This window comes from Paraburkholderia lebeckiae (assembly GCF_014201005.1).
In the GTDB taxonomy this organism is placed as follows: Bacteria; Pseudomonadota; Gammaproteobacteria; order Burkholderiales; family Burkholderiaceae; genus Paraburkholderia; species Paraburkholderia tuberum.
In genome coordinates this window covers 410573-431031 of record NZ_JACHDK010000004.1, presented here as the reverse complement: position 1 = coordinate 431031, position 20459 = coordinate 410573, and the positions used below count along the sequence as shown (strand labels likewise).

Genomic DNA, 20459 nt, shown 5'->3' with positions numbered 1-20459 from the left:
GCGAGCGGCGCGGCGGGGGCCACCCGCCGCGTCCGGGCGCTTCAGCGGGTCACGCGTTCCACCACACGTACTCGGCGAAGTTGAAGCCCATCATCGCGCCGGTAGGCACGGGCTGAAGCCCTTGCAAGTGCTTGTCGTTCGCATCGAGCAGGCTCAGGAAGGTCGGGATGCCAATGCCGCCCTGCTCCGATACCAGCACCTGCATGTCGCCGTACATCTGCTTGCGTTTCGCATCGTCGGTTTCCGAGCGGGCCGCGGCCAGCAACTGGTCGAACTTCGGGTTGTTCCAGCCCGACTCGTTCCACGGGGCGTCCGACTTGAAGAACTGCGTGAACAGCACATCGGCGCTCGAGCGCGGATTGACGTTGCCGAACCCGAGCGGATGCTTCATCCAGTGCGTCGACCAGTAACCATCCGCCGGCACGCGGTTGATGTCCAGGTTCACGCCGATCTTCGCGGCGGACTGCTGCAGCAGCACACCCATCTCGATCGAGCCGTTCGCATCGGTGGTCGCATAGATCGGCGGCAGCGTCGTACCGATTGCTCCGGCTTTCTGGAAGTGGAACTTCGCCTTGTCCGGGTCGTGGGGACGCTGCGGCAGCGACGCATCGAAGTAGCGGTGTCCGGGCGGAATCGGTTGATCGTTGCCGATCACCGCATAACCGCGAAACACCGCCGAGCGGATCTGGTCACGGTCGAACAGATACTTCATGCCCTGCACGAAATCGGGGTTGCCCGTCAGCGGGTTGTCGCGGCGCATGATCAGATCGGTATAGAGGCCCGACCTGGTCTCGCGCACCTCGTAGCCCGGCGTCGCGGCAATGCGCTGCGTCGCGCGCGGATCGACGGAATTGATCAGGTGAACATCGCCGGACAGCAGCGCATTCACCCGTGCCGCGTTATCGCCGATACCGATCAGCTCGATCTGGTCGAGGTAAGGGCCGCCGCCGGTCTTCCAGAAATTGTCGTTACGGATGCCGACGGTCGAAACGCCGGGCTTGAACGTCTTCAGCTTGTACGGGCCGGTGCCGACGGCGGTCGTGAAGTCCGTCGTGCCGTCCTTGATGATCACGAATTGCGGCGTGGCAAGAATCACGGGCAGGTCCGCGTTGGCGGACGCGAGCGTCAGCGTGACTTCGTTGGGACCGGTCTGCTTCGCCTCCACGAACTGTTCGGCAAGCGTCTTCACCTTCGACGCCGTTGCCGGATTCTTGTGACGCATCAGCGAGTAGACGACATCGGCGGGCGCGAGTGGCTTGCCGTCGTGGAACGTGACGCCTTTGCGCAGTTTGATCACCCACACTTTCGCGTCGCTGGTGTCGATCGATTCGGCGAGATTCATCCTCGGCGTCAGCGACGAATCGAGCTGCGTCAGGCTGCTATAGAACATGAAGAAGCGGATGTAATCGGAGCCTGCCGAACCCTTGGCCGGGTCGAGCGTATCCGCGGTCGAGGATGCGTCGTAGGCCACCCGGATCTTGCCGCCTTTCTTCGGCGTGGGTGCCGCGAATGCCGGGCGAGCCCCCGCCAGCAGACCTCCCGCGCCGGTGGCAAGGATGCCGCCGGCGGCCAGCAAACGCATCATGTCACGGCGGCTGAAGCCGCCCGTTTTGATTGGGTCGTCGTACATGCAACTGCTCCTCACTCGTGATTGAACGCGGGGTATCCAGCATTGGTGTTCGACGGCGCTCCGCGTGCTGGTCGCGGCGCGGCGGCATTGCATGAATCGATTTAAGCACTGCAAAAAATGGCGTTGATCGCGTATCGGTGGATTCGACCATTCGAAAACATGGTTTTGAGTGGTCAAAACAGCATGATTTGCCGCTCCTGGCGTTGACCCTGATGTTCTGGACAGGACGCCCCCCACGATGAGAAGTTCGTACTAGTCAATGACCGGGCAACGTGCAACAGTCGCGGCACGGCCGACTATTCACGGAGCGCCCCGTGTCCGATCCAACGCCTCACGCACGTTTCACCTACAGACGCCTGACAGCCGACGACATCCCTGCCGCTCAACGCCTGTCCGCCGCGATCGGCTGGCCGCATCGCCGTGAAGACTGGCGGTTCTCGGCACGCACCGGGATCGGCTTCGTCGCCGAGACGGCTGGCGCGCTGGTCGGCACCGTGGTCTGCTGGAAGTTCGGCGCGGATCAGGCGACGCTGGGCATGCTGATCGTTGCGCCGGAGCATCGCGGCGTGGGTATCGGCCGCACGTTGCTCGCGCACGCGCTCGACGAGCTTGGCAAGCGTGACATCACGCTCTATGCGACCGAGGCTGGCCAGCCGTTGTGCGACGCGCTCGGCTTCGAGCGTTGCGGCGCGCTCGACCAGATGCAGGGTGCGGCGTTCCGGCCGCCGCTCGTTGCACTGCCCGCCAACGAGCGGCTGCGCCCGCTCGGGGCGAGCGACACGCAGCAACTCGTCGCGCTCGAATCACGCGCTAGCGGCCTCGATCGCAGCCACGTACTGCCGCCGCTGCTCGATCTGGCCGACGGTATCGCGCTCGATCGCGACGGCGAACTACTCGGCTTCTCGCTGTTCCGCCGCTTCGGACGCGGCTTCGTGATCGGCCCTGTCGTCGCCAGCGCGTTTCCCGACGCCGTGCGGGCCAAGGCGCTGATCAGCCATTGGCTCGCGCTGAACGAAGGCGCGCTGGTGCGCATCGACGTGCCGCACGGACACGGCCTGCGCGACTGGCTAACCGGCCTCGGTCTCGCACGCTCGGAGACGGTCGTGAAGATGCGCCGGCTTGCATCCGCGCCAGCCGATGGCGAGTCGAGCCGCGCCGACCCGGGGCTGCATCAGTATGCGGTGATCGCGCAGTCGCTCACCTGAGCCAGGTGAAGCCACGCTGAACCTGAACCCGCTGCACCGCGGCGCATCTCTCTTCCACATGCAAACACGGTCGCTCATGCACGGCAGCGTTGGGGTTCGCCCTGCTATTAAGCACGCCCAGCAGAAAATGCTGTCTGCGGGGTGAAAAACGCTGCGTCGACGCTCTTTAGGCTTTTTTTTGGCTGAACGGCACGCATACGGCTGTCGCTACTATCGAGGGGTGACTCTTACCTGATCGCCACGTGCGGGGAACCACCATCATGTCAAACTCATCGCTGATCGACGCCGACCGCAAGCACCTGATTCACCCGGTCATCAACTATCGCGCGCACGAGGCGCGCGGCACCACCGTGCTCGAATCCGGCCAGGGCGCGTATCTGCGCGATATCGACGGCAACGAACTGCTCGACGCATTTGCGGGCCTGTGGTGCGTGAACGTGGGTTACGGCCAGCAGAGCATCGTCGAAGCGGCGACGCGCCAGATGACGAAGCTGCCCTACGCGACCACCTACTTCCACTTTTCGTCGGAACCGGCGATCGAACTCGCCGCTAAACTGGTGTCGCTTGCGCCCGCTTCGCTGCAGCACGTCTATTTCACGCTCGGCGGCTCCGATGCGATCGACTCCGCGATACGCTTCATCACGCATTACTTCAATGCAACGGGGCGCCCGGCGAAAAAGCAGATGATCGCGCTCGAACGTGGCTATCACGGATCGTCGTCGGTCGGCGCGGGGCTCACTGCGCTGCCCGCGTTCCACCGCAACTTCGACCTGCCGCTGCCGCACCAGCACCATCTGCCGTCGCCGTATGCGTACCGTCAGCCGCAAGGCAGCGACGCGCAAGCGCTGATCGCCGCATCCGTCGCCGCGCTCGAAGCGAAAGTCGCGTCACTCGGGGCGGAGAACGTCGCCGCGTTCTTCTGCGAGCCGATCCAGGGTTCGGGCGGCGTGATCGTGCCGCCGGTCGGCTGGTTAAAGGCGATGCGCGACGCGTGCCGCCGCCTCGACATCCTGTTCGTCGCCGACGAGGTCATCACGGGCTTCGGTCGTACCGGCCCGCTCTTCGCGTGCGAGGCCGAACAGGTCGAGCCGGATCTGATGACGGTGGCCAAGGGGCTGACCTCCGGTTATGCGCCGATGGGCGCGGTACTGATGTCCGACGAAATCTACCAGGGCATTGCAGGCGATGCGCGCGATACCGCGGTCGTCGGTCACGGTCAAACCTACTCCGCGCATCCGGTGAGCGCCGCCATCGGGCTCGAAGTACTGCGTCTCTATCAGGAGGGCGGTCTGCTCGCGAACGGTATCGCGCAGGCACCGCGCTTTGCCGCCGGGCTCGACGCGCTGCTCGATCATCCGCTGGTGGGTGACTCGCGTCATCGCGGGCTGCTCGGCGCGCTGGAACTGGTCGCGGACAAGAACTCGCGGGCACGCTTCGATCCGTCGCTGAAGCTGCCGGACCGGATCACGGCGGCAGCCTACCGCAACCGCCTCGTGTTCCGCGCATTCGGCGACAGCATTCTCGGTTTCGCGCCCGCGCTCTGCTTCGGCGAGGCCGAGTTCGAACAACTGTTCGGCCGTCTGCGGCGCACGCTCGACGAAGTGCTCGACCAGGCGGAGGTGCGTGCCGCATTGCGCGGCGCGAGCCGCGCGGCCGCCTGAGCGCGTGATAACATCGGCCTGCGCGTTGCTTGACCAAGGCGAAGCGCAACGAAGCGAAAAGCAGAACCTTCGACGGGCAGACCGATACATGACGACAAGCGGCGACACGAAGCTGGACCGGATCGACCTGCGTATTCTTTCGCAACTCCAGAAGAAAGGCCGTATCACGAACGTCGAGCTTGCGGACGCCGTGGGGCTCTCGCCGAGCCCCTGTCTGATTCGCGTAAAAAGGCTTGAAAAGGCCGGCTATATCGTCGGCTACGGCGCACATATCCAACTGCAGAAACTCGGTGACGTGCAGATCGTGTTCACCGAAGTCACGCTCGCCGACCATCGTCGCGAAGACTTCGCCAAGTTCGAGGCGGCGATCCGTCCTGTGGACGAGATCATTGAATGCCATCTTGCGAGCGGCGGCTACGATTACCTGCTGAAGTTCGTCACGCGCAGCGTCAATCATTATCAGAGCGTGATCGAAGGGCTGCTGGAGCGCGACATCGGCATCGAGAAGTATTTCAGCTACGTCATCATCAAGACGCCATTCGTGAAATCCGAATTCCCGCTGGAAACGCTCTTCTCGCAGCAGCATCAATGAAGCGGTGATGGTTTCGGCTGCGCGCGCCGGCCCGATCGGGTCGAATGCGTTCGAGGCCACCGGCGCGACGCCGGTGGCCTGTCGACTTGCAGTCAACCGTTCGCGCTCAGCTATTCCCCCGGCGTTCTGCCAAGCACACGTTTGAAGTGCCGGCATAGATGGCTTTGATCGAAGAAGCCCACCTCGGTCGCGACGATCGACGGCGGCAAGCCTCGTCGCAACAGGCACTGCGCATGCCGTACGCGCACTAGCCGCACATATTGCTGCGGCGACACGCCAATCTCCGCGCTGAAGCGCACCGCAAACCTCGAAATGCTCAACTGCGCGACGGCCGCCAGTTCGGTCAGGCTGATCGGCTCGGCGAAACAGGCATCGATGAAGTCGAGCGCACGCTGCACGGCACGGCTCACGCGATTCGGCGCGCGCGTCGGATGACGGCTCGCGCCCGCAAGCTCAGGCGCGGATGATAATGAGGTTGGGCTCAGGCTCAGCATCGACGCTCCGCTCACGCAACGCGCGACGTGGGCGGCACTGTCGGTGCCGTCTCCCGACTGGCCGCGAAGCGGCGGATGTCGAACGGCTCGAGCGGCGTGCTGGTGGCGCCGGTGTCGATCAGTTCGGCCATCGTGTCGCCTACGCCCGGACCAAGCTGAAAACCGTGGCCGCAAAAACCGAACGCATAGAACAGGCCGCTGGTCGTCCCGCTTGCGCCCATGATCGGCTTGTCATCGGGCATATAGCCCTCTACGCCGCTCCACACCCGGATGATGCTCAGCTTGCGCAGCATCGGCGCGACCCGCTGCAGCTGTCTGAACTGCAGCAACGCGCTTGACGGGAGAACCTTCGCGCGACGCTCGTCGAGATACGCAGGCGCACGCGCGCAGCCGCCGATCACGATATTGCCGCGCGCGACCTGGCGGAAATACACCACCTCTTCGATCTGCGGCGACGACACGCCGACCACCGGCTGGATCGCATACGGCACGGGTTCGGTAACGGCCATCTGTGGACCGTTGACGGCGATCGGCACCGCTTCGCCAAATTGCTCGGACAGCAGGTTGCCCCACGCACCCGCCGTGATCAGCAGCACGGGCGCATGAAACGTGCGGCCATCGGCGCTCGTGGCGCGAAACTCGGCGCCCTCTTTTTCCACCGTCACGACATCGCAGTTTTCGACGATCTGCGCACCGAGCCGAGTCGCGGCGCGGGCGAACGCGGGCGCCGCGAGGCGCGGATTCGCGTGCCCGTCCATCTGCGAATAGGAGCCCGCCAGCACCTCCGCACCGAGAAACGGAAACCGCGCGCGCAGCGCGTCGCCGCGCAACAGGTCGAGCTTGAGACCGTAGTGCGCGGCCTCCTTCGCATAGGTTTCGAACTGGTCGGCCTGCTCTTCGCGATAACAGACGCGGACATGGCCCGACATCAGAAACTCGGCGTCGTGCTGGATCAATTCCGGCAGACGCCCCCAGATTTCGCGCGAACGGTTCGCCAGCGGCAACTGCGGCAGAAAGCGCCCTTGACGGCGCACGTTACCGAAGTTGGTGCCGCTCGCCTGCTGCCCGACGAGCTGGCGCTCGAGCAGGATCACCGAGCGGCCCCGCTGCCTCAGAAAAAATGCGGCGGACGCCCCCATGAACCCGCCGCCCACGATCAGAACATCGGCTTGTGCACGGTTCACTCGGTATCCTCCACGGTTGCGATGGCCAGCGGCTTTACCGGCGCCTGTCCACGAAGTCTGCCAACCTGCTCGAGCGGCACGTTCGCCGCCGCCGCGATCACCTCCGCACCCGCATGGCCGCAGTAACGTCCCTGACAGCGCCCCATACCGACACGGCTAAAGGCCTTGGCACGGTTCGCTTCCTGCGCGCCTTCATCGCGCACCACGCGGCGCAGTTCGCCCGCGGTGATGCCTTCGCACCGGCAAACGATCGTATCGTCGGACAGACGCGCCGCCTGCGCGGCAGGCCACGCAAACGCCTCCACGAGACCGAGCCGGAAGCGATCCATTTTGCGCAGTTCACGCGTCAACGCGTCGAGCGTGGTCGCCGCAACGGGCCGCCCGAGATCGCTCAGCGCAGCGTGGGCCGCGAGCCGTCCGGCGACCTCGGCGCCGTCCGCGCCGAGCACGCGCGCGCCATCGCCCGCGATATAGACGCCCTTTTCGCTACTGCGACCGAGTTCGTCGATTTGCGGCACCCATTGCCGCGTGATCGCGTCGAAACGGAACGCACAGCGCGCGAGATCGGCAAGCTGGGTTTCCGGCCGCAGGTGATAGCCGAGACCGACCGCGTCGCATTCGACCTGCGAGACGTTGCCGCGCGCATCGCGAAAGCGTACGCCAAGCACGCCGTCGTCCGGAGTGCCGAGAATTTCGAGCGGCTCGATGCCGTTTTCCACCCGCACGCCTGAGCGCTTCAATGCGGTCACGAGCGCGCGGCCCTTGCGCAATACGTCGACGCGCGCCAGCAATTTGGGCAGCGCGCGCAAGCGCGCACCGGTCTTCGACGTGTCGAGTACTGCCGCTACCCTGGCGCCCGCCTGCACATACTGGTTCGCGACCAGATATAGCAATGGGCCGGTACCCATGAAAACGACCTGACGGCCAATCGCGCAGGCCTGCGACTTCAGCGCGATCTGCGCGGCACCGAGGCTGTAGGTACCGGCGAACTGCCAGCCTTTGACCGGCATCAACCGGTCGGTCGCGCCGGGGCACAGGATCAGCGCATCGTAGCGCAACGCGCTCGCGTGTCCTTCATGCACGATATGCAGCTTGCCTTGCGCGACGTTCCACGCCAGCGTCTGCGGACGGTAATCGATCTGCGGGCGCAGTCGCTCGAAAGTTCGATGGAGGTTCTCCGCGCGCGCGGCTTCCGTGCCGTACAGCTTCGAATACGGCCGCGTGAAGCCATCTGGCTGACGCCGGTAGATCTGGCCGCCATCGCGCCTGCCCTCGTCGACGACGATCGGGCGGATGCCGGCCGCCAGCAGCGTTTGCGCGCAGCGCACCCCTGCAGGCCCTGCGCCGACGATTACGATGCGGGGTTCGGCCATTGCGCCTCCGGTTGCGTCGTGACGACGCGCATGCCTGCTTCGACCACCGTGGTGCAGGCGCGCAACCGCTCGCCATCGGCGGTCCATACCCAGCAGTCCTGACACGCGCCCATCAGGCAAAAGCCCGCGCGTTGTTCCGCGCCGAACTCGGACTGCCGCACATGCCGCACCGAGCACAGCATCGCAGTGAGCAGCGTGTCGCCGGCCAGCGCTTCGACCGGCGCGCCGTTGATCGTCAGTTCGACTTTGGCGCGAACCGTCTCGCCTACGCGTACGAATCTGCCGTTCATGCCGCGGCTCCTGCCATACCGTCGGGCGCGACATGAGCGTCGCTGCGATTGGTCAGCACGTGGCGCAGGAACTCGCGGGTGCGCGCCTCGCGCGGCGAGCCCAGCACCTGCTGCGCCGTGCCCTCCTCGATGATGAGTCCCGCGTGCAGAAAACACACCCGGTCTGCCACTTCACGCGCAAAGCCCATTTCGTGGGTGACCACCAGCATCGTCATGCCTTCCCGTGCGAGGGTGCGCATCACGCCGAGCACTTCGCCGACCAGTTCTGGATCGAGCGCCGAGGTCGGCTCGTCGAACAGGATCGCCTTCGGCTTCATCGCGAGCGAGCGCGCAATCGCCACCCGTTGCTGCTGCCCGCCCGAAAGCTGATGAGGATAGGCGTGCAGCTTGTGGCCGAGCCCCACCTTGTCGAGCAGTTCAGACGCTTCGCGTTGCGCGTCCGCGCGCGCGAGGCGCTTGACGTGCACCGGCCCTTCCATCACGTTCTCGAGCGCCGTACGGTGCGGGAACAGGTTGAAGCGCTGAAACACCATGCCGACCTGGGTGCGCAACTGGTTGATGTTACGCGCGCGCTGTTCGACGCGCTCGCCGAGCAGACGAATCTCGCCTTCGTCGTATGACTCCAGCGCGTTAATGCAGCGCAGCAGGGTGGACTTCCCCGAGCCCGACGCACCGATCAGGCAGACCACTTCGCCCTGGCGGACGTTGAGCGAAATGCCCTTGAGAACGGGCACGGTGCCAAAACTCTTGTGCACATTCGTGATTTCGATCATCGCATCCTCACTTCGCACTTATCTCGCCCTGTGCCGACCGAAACGTCGTTCAAGCGTGCGGGTCATGCTCATCAGCGGCAAGCTCATCGCGAGATAGCCGAGCGCGACGAGCGTATATACCGTCAGATTCTGAAACGTCGACGACGCGATCAGTTGGCCTTCGCGCGTCATTTCGGCGACCGTGATGGTCGACGCGAGCGATGAATCCTTCAGCATCATCACGAGCGTGTTGCTGTACGGCGGCAGCGCGACCTTGATCGCCTGCGGCAGGATCACCCGTATCATCGTCTTCACGCGGCCCATGCCGATCGACTGCGCGGCTTCGTACTGGCCCGGATCGACTGCCTCGATACCCGCCCGGAAAATTTCCGCGACGTAAGTCGAGTAACCGAAACCAAGCCCAATGATGCTGGCCTGCAGCGCCGACACCTGGATGTGGATTTCCGGCAGCACGAAGTAGATGTAGAACAGCAGCACGATCATCGGCAGGCCGCGCACGACGTTGATCATCGTGCTCACACCGCGTACGACGAGGGGATAGCGCGACATCTTCAACAATGCCCAGGTCAGGCCGAGCACGGTGCTCAACAGCAGACAACCCAGCGTGATGACGATGCTCATCACCGCGCCTTGCAGCAAAATCGGTACAAAGTCGGCTATATCTTGCCAGTGCATGTCGTGCCTTCCATTGCTCTTCGTATTCGTTCAGTCCGCCGCGCCGCTGCGCGACGGACCTGGCAGGACGAGTCCCGCGTCGCCGCGGGCACGGCTCTTTTCACGCGAAGCCAATCAGCTCACGAGGTGCCACTTTTTGAGGATCGCGTCGAGCGTGCCGTCGGCCTTCATCTTCGTCAGCGCGTCGTTGATCTTCGCCATCAGCGCGCTGTTGCCCTTCTTCACTGCGATCGCGATGTCGAACTTTTCCATCGGCACATACGCGTCGTCGACCCGCGTCCCCGCCATCGCGCCCGCTGCTTCCTGGGCCTTCAGGATCGGATAGTCGTTGAAGCCCGCGACGATGCGGCCAAGCGCGACATCGCGCGTCATGTCGGCGGGGCTGTCATACATCTTCACTTCGGTGAAGATGCCGAGTTTCTTCAACTGATCGCCGTAGTCGGTACCGGTCGGCGCCCCGATCGTCATGCCCTTCAGGTCCTGCACCGAGTGATAGACCGCCTTGTTCGTGTCCTTCACGATGATGCCTTCGCCAAACGCCGTCACCGGCTGCGAGAAATCGACCACTTCGGCGCGCTTCGGCGTCGGCGTCATGCCGGCAACGATGATGTCGATCTTGCCCGATACCACCGACTGGATCAGCGCCGAGAACGGCACCGCGTCGTACGAGACGTTAAAGTTTTCGCGCTTGCCGATCTCCTTGACGACATCCGGCATCAGGCCTTCGATCTGCTGCGTCTTCACGTTCATGAACGTGGTCGGCGCGCTCGACGGCGGCGAGCCCGCGGTGAGCGTCGCTGTTTCGGCAGCGTGGGCGGCGCCGAACATCATCGTCATCGCGAGGCCGGCGCCGGCGGCAAAGCGCTGCACAGTGTTGAAGCGGACGGCGGCTGCAGGCTGGAACATGAAACGCAACATGGGGATTTCCTCTGGGAATAGTGATTTTCAATCTACGCGCTGCCCGACCATCTAACGGTAGCGATCAGTCGATCCATTCAATGCAGTACATCCTGCAACCTGTAATACGCGCCGACGAGCGGCAGAAACCACGCGCGTCCAAAATGTCCTGGAATCGCGGGCCATTCGAGCGTTCGCCACGGATTGCGCGAGGCGGCGCCGAACATCACGTCGGCCATCAGACGGCCCATGTGCACCGACATCTGCACACCGTGGCCGCTGTAGCCCATTGAATAGAACAGTCCCTCATGCTGGCCCGCGCGCGGCAGCCGGTCGGCCGTCATGTCGACGAGACCGCCCCAGCAATAATCGATGCGCACGTCGGCCAGTTGCGGGAAATAGCGTGCGAGCCCATCACGCAGAATCCGCCCGCTTTTCTCGTCCGAACGCGGATTCGACATCGCGAAGCGCGCGCGGCCGCCGAACAGCAGACGCTCGTCCGGCGTCGCACGAAAATAGTTGCCGATGTTCAGCGTCGTCACATACGAGCGGCGCGTCGGCAACACCGCATCGAGGCGCGCCTTGCCAAGCGGCTCGGTTGCGACGATGAAGCTGCCGACGGGCGCGATGCGGCGCCGGAACCATTGCAGCGGACCGACCTGCGACGCGCCGGTGGCAATCAGCACGCGCTCTGCACGTACCGTCCCGAGCGGACACTGCACGTCGAACGCGTTGCCGCCGCGCGGCTCGAGGTTCGTCACCGGCGTGTTCTCGTAGATCTGCGCCCCACGCCGCGCCGCTGCCGTGCCCAGACCCACGCCGAATTTGCCCATGTGCATCTGCATGCCGTTGCGTTGCACGAGGCCGCCGAAAAAGCTGTCCGACCCGATCTCGTTGCGAATCTGCTCGGGCGGCACCAGTTCGACATCGGGATCGACTTCGCGCCGCAACACCTCGTACGACTTCGCGAGCGACGCGAAATGCTGCGGTTTCGCGGCCAGTTTGATCTTCCCGGAGTGGCGCAGATCGCAATCGATCCGCTCCTCCCCGATGATCGTTTTCACCGTTTCGACGGCGCCGGCATACGCGCGGTAGAACTCCGACGCGCGTTCGCTGCCGATGCGCGCGGACAACGCGGCGTAGTCCTGCGCGACGCCCGTATTGCAATGGCCGCCGTTACGGCCCGATGCCTGCGCCGCGAGTCGACCCGCCTCGAACACGATCACCGACATGCCACGTTTGGCCAGCTCCAACGCAGCCGACAGCCCGGTGAAGCCGCCGCCGACCACCGCAACGTCCACCCGCTGCGGTAGCGGACCCTGGGCGCCGCCGGTAAAGCGTGGCGCAGTGTCGAGCCAGTAGGAGTCGAGCTTCATCGTTGATGCGTTCCTGTCGGTTGGTTGCGCCGCTTTCAGCGGCGCGCGCGAAGCGATGTCGTGAGAAGGCCCGACGTGCGAATCAGAGGCCGAGCAGCGATGCCAGTTGCGGAATGCCCGACACTTCGTTGACGCCGTAATACGGGTTCAGCGGCTCGTGACTGCGATTGACGAACGCCTTGTGTTTGATGCCCATGTCGTACGCGGTCATCAGGTCATAGCGGAAGCTCGACGACACATGCAGCACGTCTTCCGGATTGCAGTCCAGTTGCGAGAACATGTACTCGAAGGCTTTCTGCAGCGGCTTGTACGCCTGTGCCTGCTGGGCGGTGTAGACCTTGTGGAACGGCGCGCCGAGCTTGTCGACGTTGCTGTGGATCTGGTCGTCCGACGCATTCGACAGGATCACGAGCTTGTACTTCGAGGCCAGTCGCGACAGCCCTTCCGGCACGTCCGCGTGCGGGCCCCAGCTCGGCACGGCCTCGTAGATCTTCAGTGCGGTCGCTTCGTCGAACGGCACGCCGGTGCGTTCGCAGGTGCGGCGCACCGAGTTCACGACCACGTCGCGATAGGGCTTCCATGCACCCAGCACTTCGTCGAGGCGGTAGCCACGGAAGAACTCGACAAACTCATCCATCTTCGCCTTGCCCAGCTTGTCGCCGTACAGCTCGCGCGCGGTCTGGCCCATCTGGAAGTTGGTCAGCGTGCCATAGCAGTCGAAAGTGATGTACTTCGGCTCGAAATCGATCATGGTCAACATCCTGTCGTCGTGGCGAACCTGGTTGCAGGCTCGGGGTTCAGTTTCGGGTTGAATCAGTGCGGTTGATGCTTGCGTATATCCGGTGTAAGCCGTGCTTCACAGCGTTTCGAAATCGATCAGCACACTCTTGTGCCGCATGCTCGCCGCCATCGCTTCGCGGCCGAGATCCTTGCCGATACCGGACTGGCCGAAGCCGCCCGTCGGAATGATCATGTCGCCGCTGCGGCCGTAACGGTTGATCCAGATGGTGCCCGCGGCGATGCGGCGCATCGCCCGCAGCGCCTGACCGATGTCGCTGCTATGGACCCCCGCCGCGAGACCGTAAATCGGATGCGCGGCGAGCGCGATGCCCTCTTCCTCGTCTTTGAATGTCTGTATCGTCAACACGGGGCCGAACAGCTCCTCGCGCACGGCGGGCGTCTCTGAAGTCACATTGGCGAGCAGCGTCGGGCGATGGAAATAGCCATCGTCGGTGCCTTCGAAAAAGCCGCCGCCGAAGATCAGTTCCGCGCCGCTCTCGCGGCTCTGCCCGATCAGCGCTTCGATGCGTCGCGCCTGGGCGGCATTGATGATCGGCGAATAAGCGGTGCGGTTGTCCCACAGCGGACCGGGCTCGATCGGCTGCAGTTGCCGTTGAATGGCGGCGATCAGCGGCTCGGCAATGCGCTCTTGCACGATCAGCCGCGTGCCGGCCACGCAGGCCTGGCCGCCGTTGGCCGTAAAGCCGCGGGCGACACAGCGCGCCGTATGCTCGAGGTCCCGCACATGTTCGAACACCAGTTGCGGGCTCTTGCCGCCGAGTTCCAGCGTGACGGGCTTGGTGCCATGCATCGCGGCGTCGCTCATGATCGCGGCGCCCGTGCGGGTCGAACCGGTGAAGCTCATCTTCGAGATGCCTGGGTGACGCGTCAGCGCGGCGCCCGCCGTCGCTCCACGGCCATTCACCACGTTGAAGATGCCGGGCGGAATGCCGGCTTCGATGGCGAGTTCCGCGAGACGCAGCGTCGAGAACGGCGTCATTTCCGACGGTTTCATCACGACCGCGTTGCCCGCCGCGAGCGCGGGACCGCACTTCCATGAACACATCGACAGCGGAAAATTCCACGGTGTAATCGCACCGACCACACCGTACGGCTCCGATGCAACAAAACCGAGACTGTCGCGGCGAGTGGCCGCGATATCGCCACCGAGCTTGTCGGCCAGCTCCGCGAAGAAGCGGATCGCCTCCGCGGTGAACGGCACATCTGATGTATAGCTTTCCGTCACCGGACGCGTCGAGCTGACCGTTTCGAGTTGGGCGAGGCTCACCGCATCGCGATCGATCAGATCGGCCCAGCGGCTCAGCACCTTCGCGCGCTCGCGCGGAGAGCGGGTGCCCCAGCCGCTCGTCTTCCATGCCGCTAGCGCATTGCCGACTGCGTGATCGACGGTGGCGTCCGACGCGTCCGGCACATGGCCAAGCAGCGCGCCGTCCGACGGCCGGTGAACGGCGATCTGCGCTTCGCCCGCCGAATAGTACGCACCGCCAATGAAATGCCCCTGCGGCAACGGCACGGCTGAAGGATCGAAATCGAGTGACGGAGTGGACATGTCCGGCTTGATCAGTAGGTTCAAGTGTGTGGCGCAGCGTGCGCTTACGCACTGATGAGGCTGGCACCACTCGGTACTGCTGTTCGCCATCTCGACCGCCGAATGAACGAACATCGGATGAAGTTCATTTTAATGAACACGAAATGAAATACTAGTGGTCAAAAATAAACTTTGTGAAAAGTTCGTTGTGCGCTGCGATACATTGCCTGCCTCGGAGAACGCACCGCCGCACTGGTAGGCACGGGCCGCAAGCCCGCACGGCTGGGGCGCGCACGAGCGAGGCTACGCGACACGCCCGTTCCGTCGTGCAACGCAAAACCGAAAAGTGAATGAGAGAAAGAAAGGCGTTGACGTCAGCCGCCGTCCGTGCGAACCGGACGCGATGCGTCAGAGCGAGCGAGGAAAAGAGAGGGAGGACAGCGCCGCATGCCGCACGACATGCGGCTCCCGTACAACAAACAGATCAAAGATGAATGACGGGCGGCTGCGTGTTCATGATCCACAGCAAACGAGCAGTCTTCCTGCTTTCGTTACGCACGCTATGCGGCACCGTGCTCTTGAACTGGAAGCTGTCTCCCGCGCGCAGTTCGGAGCGCCGGTCGCCGACATTCAGCACGACCGTGCCTTCCAGCACCAGGCCCGCCTTCTCGCCGATGCCCACCAGCACTTCTTCGGAACCGGAGCCGGCCGGCAGCATGATGATCATCATCTGTAAATCGTGATCGCCATGCGGCGACAGCAATTCTTTCTGCATGCCGTTCTTGCCGACTTCGAACAGCGGCCGCTCGGCCGCCTTGCGCACGAAATCGCCGGTGACCGGGTCCGAGACCGCGTCGTCTTCTTCGAGGAGCGTGGTCAGCGGAACTTCCAACGCCAGGCGCAGGCGCTCGAGAATACGCACCGACGGATTGGCCTTGTTGCGCTCGACCTGACTGACGGTGCCGACCGACACGCCCGCGCGCATCGCCAGTTCGTTGATCGACAGACCCTGCGCGACGCGCAGCGCGCGCAGACGAGCGCCGACGTTGCCGTGACCCGGGTCGGCCGCGCGCTTCCTGCTGAGCTCTGTTCGCTGCATGTGTTTCCCGTTGATGACGGTGCGCCCGGCTGCCTATGTGCCGCCGGTGCGGTTGTTGTGCTGGGGCGCGGACGGTCGCATCCGATGAAGCGCCAGCCGCTTCGTTACAATGAACGTCCGTTCAATTGTTAAGCATTATATTGAATATAGCACCCGCGGGGTGAACGCCAAAAATACCAGTGCAATTGCGTTGCGCGTCGCTGCCGCCGTGAACCAGACCCGACCACGCACCGGCCCGAATAACAAAAAGATCGTCCTATGAAGCAGGCACTGGGAATGCCACAGTCTAGGCTGATCATGCCGCCAGCAGGAGTTTGCAGTGTCCGAATCAACCGTGAAGAAATCACTGACCTATCGCCGCTTCACTTCCGATGACATCGCCGCCGCGCACGGCCTCTCGGTTGCGGTGCGCTGGCCGCACCGCGCCGATGACTGGCGCTTCATGTACGACGCCGGCACCGGCTTCGTCGCCGAGGACAATGGCGCCGTGATCGGCACCGCGCTCTGCTGGAAATTCGGCGCGGACCGCGGCACGCTCGGCCTTGTGATCGTCTCGCCGGACGAACAGGGCCGTGGCATTGGCCGCAAGCTGATGGAACTGGTGCTCGAAGAACTCGGCAACCGCGTGACCTTCCTGCACGCAACGGTCGCGGGCAAGCCGCTTTACGAAAAGCTCGGCTTCGTCAGCTGCGGCGGACTCACCCAGCATCAGGGCACGCTCGGCAGCGTGGCCGCTGTCGCGCCGCCGCCCGGCGAACAGTTGCGTGCCGCGAGGCCGGACGACACGCCGAAGCTGATCGAACTCGCGTCGCGCGCGAGCGGCTTCGACCGCAGCGCGACGATACCGGCGCTGCTCGAGTTCGCGCAAGCCGTGGTTCTCGAACGTGACGGCGAAGTGGTCGGTTTCTCGCTGTTCCGTCCGTTCGGACGCGGCTACTCGGTTGGACCGGTGGTCGCGCTGCATGGGGCCGACGATCTGCGTGCCCGCGCACTGATTTCGTACTGGCTCGCGCAGCACGCCGGCGACTTCGTGCGGATCGACGTGCCGGACGACGCCGGCATCAACGACTGGTTGACCCATGTCGGCATGCCGCGCGTCGACTCGGTCGAAAAGATGGTGCGCAACGCGCCCGCCGACGCGCGCGAGGTGGCCCCGGACCCGAACTGGCGCGCGTTCGGCATCATCAATCAGGCGATGGCGTAACCGCCAATGACCGTCCTCTACAAAGCCGATCCGGCGCGTGGAGCGCTATGGGCCGAGCGCTTCGCGCAGCTGGCGCCCGACGTGCCGTTCCGGGTGTGGCCGGACATCGGCGATCCCACGGCCGTGCGCTATCTGGTCGCGTGGCAACCGGGAGACCTCGCGCTCACGCTGCCGAATCTCGAAGTGGTGTTTTCGGTCGGCGCGGGAGTCGATCAACTGGATCTGTCGCAGATACCGGCGCATCTGCCGGTGGTGCGGATGCTCGAGCCGGGCATCGTCGAAGGCATGGTCGAATATGTCACCGAGGCGGTTCTGGCGATTCACCGCGATCTGTTCGATTACGGGTTGCAGCAGCGGGCGCGCGTATGGCAGCCGATGCCGTTGCGCGCCGCCGCGTCGCGTCGAATCGGCGTGCTCGGCCTCGGCATGCTTGGCCGCGCGGTACTGGAGCGTTTGCGGTTGTTCGGCTTCGCCTGCGCGGGCTGGAGCCGCTCGAAGCATGAGCTCGAAGGGATCGACTGCTATGCGGGCGAGGCCGGGCTCGACGAGTTGCTTGCCCGTGCCGACATCCTGATCTGTTTGCTGCCGCTCACGGACGCGACGCGCGGCCTGCTCTGCCGGCGGGTATTCCACATGCTGCCGCGAGGCGCGTCGCTGGTTCACGTCGGCCGCGGACCGCAACTCGTCAGCGCCGATCTGCTCGACGCGCTGGAACGCGGGCAGATTCACAGCGCGGTGCTCGATGTCACCGACCCGGAGCCGTTGCCCGCCGATCATCCGCTTTGGGCGCAACCGCGCGTGCGCATCACGCCGCATATCGCGAGCGCGACGCGGCCCGAATCGGCCGTCGATGCGATACTGGAAAACCTGCGCCGCTATCGCAGCGGCGTGCGGATGATCGGCTTGATCGACCGGACGCGCGGCTACTGATACCCATGCGCGGCCCGACCCCCGAACGCAACCCCATTTCGCCACCCGCGCGGCGTCAGCAGACGGCGCGCGATCACGGCAAGGAGAGATACGTATGACCCGCAAATACCGCATTGCCGTGATTCCCGGCGACGGCATCGGCACCGAAGTGATGCCCGAAGGCCTGCGCGTGCTGGACGCCGCGTGCAAACGCTTCGACATCGGCATCGACTACCGCCATATCGAATGGGCGTCGTGCGACTACTACGCGCAACACGGCCAGATGATGCCCGACAACTGGAAGGCGCAACTGCGGGACTGCGATGCGATTCTGTTCGGCGCGGTCGGCTGGCCCGACAAGGTGCCCGACCATATTTCGCTGTGGGGCTCGCTCCTGAAGTTCCGCCGTGAATTCGACCAGTACGTGAACCTGCGCCCCGCGCGGCTGTTCGAAGGCGTGCCCTGTCCGCTCGCTAACCGCAAGCCGGGCGATATCGACTTCATGATCGTGCGCGAAAACACCGAAGGCGAGTATTCGTCGGTGGGCGGCACGATGTTCGAAGGCACCGAGCGCGAAGTCGTGATGCAGCAGTCGATCTTCACGCGCCACGGCACCGAGCGCGTGATGAAGTTCGCGTTCGACCTTGCACAGCGTCGAGCGAAAAAACTCACGGTTGCAACGAAGAGCAACGGTATCGCGATCAGCATGCCCTGGTGGGACGCCCGCGCCGATGAAATGGCCGCCCGCTACCCGGATGTGAAGATGGACCGTCAGCACATCGACATCCTGTGCGCGCGCTTCGTGCTGAACCCGGATCGCTTCGACGTGGTGGTCGCGTCGAACCTGTTCGGCGACATCCTTTCCGATCTCGGGCCGGCGTGCACGGGGACGATCGGCATCGCGCCGTCGGGCAACCTGAATCCTGATCGGCGCTTTCCGTCGCTGTTCGAGCCGGTGCATGGCTCGGCGCCCGACATCGCCGGCAAGGGCATTGCCAATCCGGTCGCGATGATCTGGTCGGCCGCGATGATGCTCGACTTTCTCGGCAACGGCGCGGGTGTCGAGCGCGATGCGCACGACACCATCGTCGCCGCGATCACGCGGGTGCTGAAGGAAGGCCCACGCACGGGCGACCTGGGCGGCAGTGCATCGACCACGGAGGTCGGTGCGGCGATCGCGGCTCAGGTCGCCAACCCGTCCTGATCACTCACAGAGCAGGCAGCACTGACTGCCCGGCGCGCGTCGGGCGCTCTGCCATCGCATGCCAACCGGCACGGAGACCTCATATGAGCACGAATCTCGAACAACAGGCCCGCGCGCTGATCCGCACGGAGAACTTCATCAACGGCGAGTGGGTCGCCGCCGCGAGCGGTCGGCGTTTCGCGGTCACTGATCCGGCGACCGGCAAGCTGATCGCGAAAGTTGCCGACAGCGGCCCCAGCGACGCACGAGCGGCCACGGACGCCGCCGCTAAAGCGCTGCCCGCGTGGCGCGCGAGGCTGGCCAGCGAACGCGCGGCGGTACTGCACCGCTGGCACGCGTTGATCGTCGCGAATCGCGACGCCCTCGGTGCGTTGATCTCACTCGAACAAGGCAAGCCGCTCGCCGAAGGACGCGCCGAGGTGAACTATGGCGCGTCGTACGTCGCGTGGTTCGCCGACGAAGCCACCCGCATCTACGGCGACCTGATTCCGCAGCAGCAGCGCGGCAAACGGATGAGCGCGGTCAAGGAACCGATCGGGGTCGTCGCGGCCATCACGCCCTGGAATTTTCCGCTTGCGATGATCGCGCGCAAGATCGCACCCGCGCTCGCGGCGGGCTGCACGGTGGTCGCGAAACCCGCGGAAGACACGCCGCTCACCGCGATCGCACTGGTGATGCTGGCGCACGAGGCGGGCGTGCCGAACGGCGTGCTCAACCTGATCTCGGCTTCGCGTGCTGCGGCGGCCGAGACGGTCGGCGACTGGCTCGCCGACAGCCGTGTCCGCAAGATCACGTTCACCGGATCGACGCCCGTCGGCAAGCATCTCGCGCGCGAATCGGCGGGCACGCTGAAGAAGCTCTCGCTGGAACTCGGCGGCAATGCGCCGTTCATCGTATTCGACGACGCCGACCTCGATGCCGCGGTCAATGGCCTGCTGGCGGCGAAATTCCGCAACGGCGGGCAGACCTGCGTGTGTCCGAACCGCGTCTTCGTGCAGCGCGGCGTATACGAACGTTTCTCCGCGCAGCTGTGCGCGAAAGTGGCCGAACTGCGGGTCGGACCCGCCAGCGACCCCGCCTCGCAGATCGGGCCCATGATCAATGAACGCGCTGTGGACAAGATCGCTCGTCATGTCGAGGACGCGCTCGAGCACGGCGCGCTCGTGCTGACGGGCGGACGACGGCTCACCGAGTTGGGACCGCACTACTACGCGCCCACGGTGCTGGGTAACGCCACGTCGTCGATGGTGTTGTGCGGCGAGGAAACCTTCGGCCCGGTCGTGCCGCTGTTCCCATTCGACAGCGAGCAGGAAGCGGTTCAGGCCGCCAACGACACGCCGTTCGGGCTCGCCTCGTACTTCTATAGCGAGAACATGCGCCGTATCGAGCGTGTCTCGCGCGCGCTGGAAGCTGGCATCGTCGGTATCAACGAAGGCGCGCTCGCTTCAGAAGCAGCGCCGTTCGGCGGTGTGAAGGAATCCGGCTACGGTCGCGAAGGATCGAAGTATGGTCTCGATGACTATCTGTCGATCAAGTATCTGTGTCAGGGAGGTCTGGAGTAAAC

General features: G+C 64.6%; 19 protein-coding genes. 7 read left to right on the top strand and 12 right to left on the bottom strand.

Annotation, left to right across the window (positions count from 1 at the left end):
* Window positions 1–49: 49 nt before the first annotated feature.
* Window positions 50–1630 (bottom strand): ABC transporter substrate-binding protein, encoded by a 1581-nt coding sequence (locus tag HDG39_RS11130; RefSeq protein WP_184005837.1) that lies wholly within the window; start codon window positions 1628–1630, stop codon window positions 50–52.
* A gap of 314 nt (window positions 1631–1944) precedes the next feature.
* On the opposite strand from HDG39_RS11130, the gene HDG39_RS11125 reads away from it, so the two are divergent.
* From HDG39_RS11125 to HDG39_RS11115, 3 genes are all read left to right on the top strand, one after another.
* Window positions 1945–2835: a GNAT family N-acetyltransferase gene (locus HDG39_RS11125; protein WP_184005835.1), complete on the top strand. Its 891-nt coding sequence runs from the start codon at window positions 1945–1947 to the stop codon at window positions 2833–2835.
* Between the two features lie 260 nt (window positions 2836–3095).
* Complete coding sequence (locus tag HDG39_RS11120) at window positions 3096–4496, top strand: aspartate aminotransferase family protein (RefSeq protein WP_184005833.1); 1401 nt, start codon at window positions 3096–3098, stop codon at window positions 4494–4496.
* An 88-nt stretch (window positions 4497–4584) separates the two neighbouring features.
* Window positions 4585–5088 carry an Lrp/AsnC family transcriptional regulator gene (locus HDG39_RS11115; RefSeq protein WP_018422359.1) on the top strand — a complete coding sequence of 168 codons (504 nt, stop codon included), beginning with the start codon at window positions 4585–4587 and terminating at the stop codon, window positions 5086–5088.
* A 110-nt stretch (window positions 5089–5198) separates the two neighbouring features.
* Here HDG39_RS11115 and HDG39_RS11110 read toward each other — a convergent pair whose 3' ends face one another.
* The 11 genes from HDG39_RS11110 to HDG39_RS11060 form a co-directional block, all read right to left on the bottom strand.
* Complete coding sequence (locus HDG39_RS11110; RefSeq protein WP_184005831.1) at window positions 5199–5582, bottom strand: helix-turn-helix domain-containing protein; 384 nt, start codon at window positions 5580–5582, stop codon at window positions 5199–5201.
* Between the two features lie 11 nt (window positions 5583–5593).
* On the bottom strand, window positions 5594–6766 hold the full coding sequence (locus tag HDG39_RS11105) for an NAD(P)/FAD-dependent oxidoreductase (protein ID WP_184005829.1): 1173 nt from the start codon (window positions 6764–6766) through the stop codon (window positions 5594–5596).
* A complete protein-coding gene (locus tag HDG39_RS11100; protein WP_184005828.1) occupies window positions 6763–8139 on the bottom strand; it encodes an FAD/NAD(P)-dependent oxidoreductase in 1377 nt (458 codons plus the stop codon). The genes HDG39_RS11105 and HDG39_RS11100 overlap by 4 nt, the downstream gene beginning before the upstream one ends.
* Complete coding sequence (locus tag HDG39_RS11095) at window positions 8118–8429, bottom strand: (2Fe-2S)-binding protein (protein ID WP_184005826.1); 312 nt, start codon at window positions 8427–8429, stop codon at window positions 8118–8120. The genes HDG39_RS11100 and HDG39_RS11095 overlap by 22 nt, the downstream gene beginning before the upstream one ends.
* Window positions 8426–9202, bottom strand: coding sequence for an amino acid ABC transporter ATP-binding protein (locus HDG39_RS11090; protein WP_184005824.1), 777 nt, complete (start codon window positions 9200–9202; stop codon window positions 8426–8428). The genes HDG39_RS11095 and HDG39_RS11090 overlap by 4 nt, the downstream gene beginning before the upstream one ends.
* An 18-nt stretch (window positions 9203–9220) precedes the next feature.
* On the bottom strand, window positions 9221–9877 hold the full coding sequence (locus HDG39_RS11085) for an amino acid ABC transporter permease (RefSeq protein ID WP_184005822.1): 657 nt from the start codon (window positions 9875–9877) through the stop codon (window positions 9221–9223).
* 114 nt (window positions 9878–9991) lie between these two features.
* Window positions 9992–10795 carry an ABC transporter substrate-binding protein gene (locus HDG39_RS11080; protein WP_184005820.1) on the bottom strand — a complete coding sequence of 268 codons (804 nt, stop codon included), beginning with the start codon at window positions 10793–10795 and terminating at the stop codon, window positions 9992–9994.
* A 77-nt stretch (window positions 10796–10872) separates the two neighbouring features.
* Window positions 10873–12150 (bottom strand): NAD(P)/FAD-dependent oxidoreductase, encoded by a 1278-nt coding sequence (locus HDG39_RS11075; protein ID WP_184005818.1) that lies wholly within the window; start codon window positions 12148–12150, stop codon window positions 10873–10875.
* A gap of 82 nt (window positions 12151–12232) precedes the next feature.
* Window positions 12233–12901 carry a haloacid dehalogenase type II gene (locus HDG39_RS11070; RefSeq protein ID WP_184005816.1) on the bottom strand — a complete coding sequence of 223 codons (669 nt, stop codon included), beginning with the start codon at window positions 12899–12901 and terminating at the stop codon, window positions 12233–12235.
* 105 nt (window positions 12902–13006) lie between these two features.
* Window positions 13007–14500 (bottom strand): aldehyde dehydrogenase family protein, encoded by a 1494-nt coding sequence (locus HDG39_RS11065; RefSeq protein ID WP_184005814.1) that lies wholly within the window; start codon window positions 14498–14500, stop codon window positions 13007–13009.
* A 463-nt stretch (window positions 14501–14963) separates the two neighbouring features.
* Window positions 14964–15578 carry a cupin domain-containing protein gene (locus HDG39_RS11060; protein WP_184005812.1) on the bottom strand — a complete coding sequence of 205 codons (615 nt, stop codon included), beginning with the start codon at window positions 15576–15578 and terminating at the stop codon, window positions 14964–14966.
* Window positions 15579–15897: 319 nt separating this feature from the next.
* Between HDG39_RS11060 and HDG39_RS11055 the strand changes: the two genes are divergently transcribed.
* The 4 genes from HDG39_RS11055 to HDG39_RS11040 all read left to right on the top strand — a co-directional run bounded on the left by HDG39_RS11055 (window position 15898) and on the right by HDG39_RS11040 (window position 20457).
* Window positions 15898–16782, top strand: a complete 885-nt coding sequence (locus tag HDG39_RS11055) for a GNAT family N-acetyltransferase (protein WP_184005810.1) — start codon at window positions 15898–15900, stop codon at window positions 16780–16782.
* Between the two features lie 6 nt (window positions 16783–16788).
* Window positions 16789–17712: a 2-hydroxyacid dehydrogenase gene (locus tag HDG39_RS11050; protein ID WP_184005808.1), complete on the top strand. Its 924-nt coding sequence runs from the start codon at window positions 16789–16791 to the stop codon at window positions 17710–17712.
* A gap of 94 nt (window positions 17713–17806) precedes the next feature.
* Window positions 17807–18895, top strand: a complete 1089-nt coding sequence (locus HDG39_RS11045) for a tartrate dehydrogenase (protein ID WP_018422373.1) — start codon at window positions 17807–17809, stop codon at window positions 18893–18895.
* A gap of 83 nt (window positions 18896–18978) precedes the next feature.
* Window positions 18979–20457, top strand: a complete 1479-nt coding sequence (locus tag HDG39_RS11040) for an NAD-dependent succinate-semialdehyde dehydrogenase (RefSeq protein WP_184005806.1) — start codon at window positions 18979–18981, stop codon at window positions 20455–20457.
* The last annotated feature ends 2 nt before the right edge of the window (window positions 20458–20459 follow it).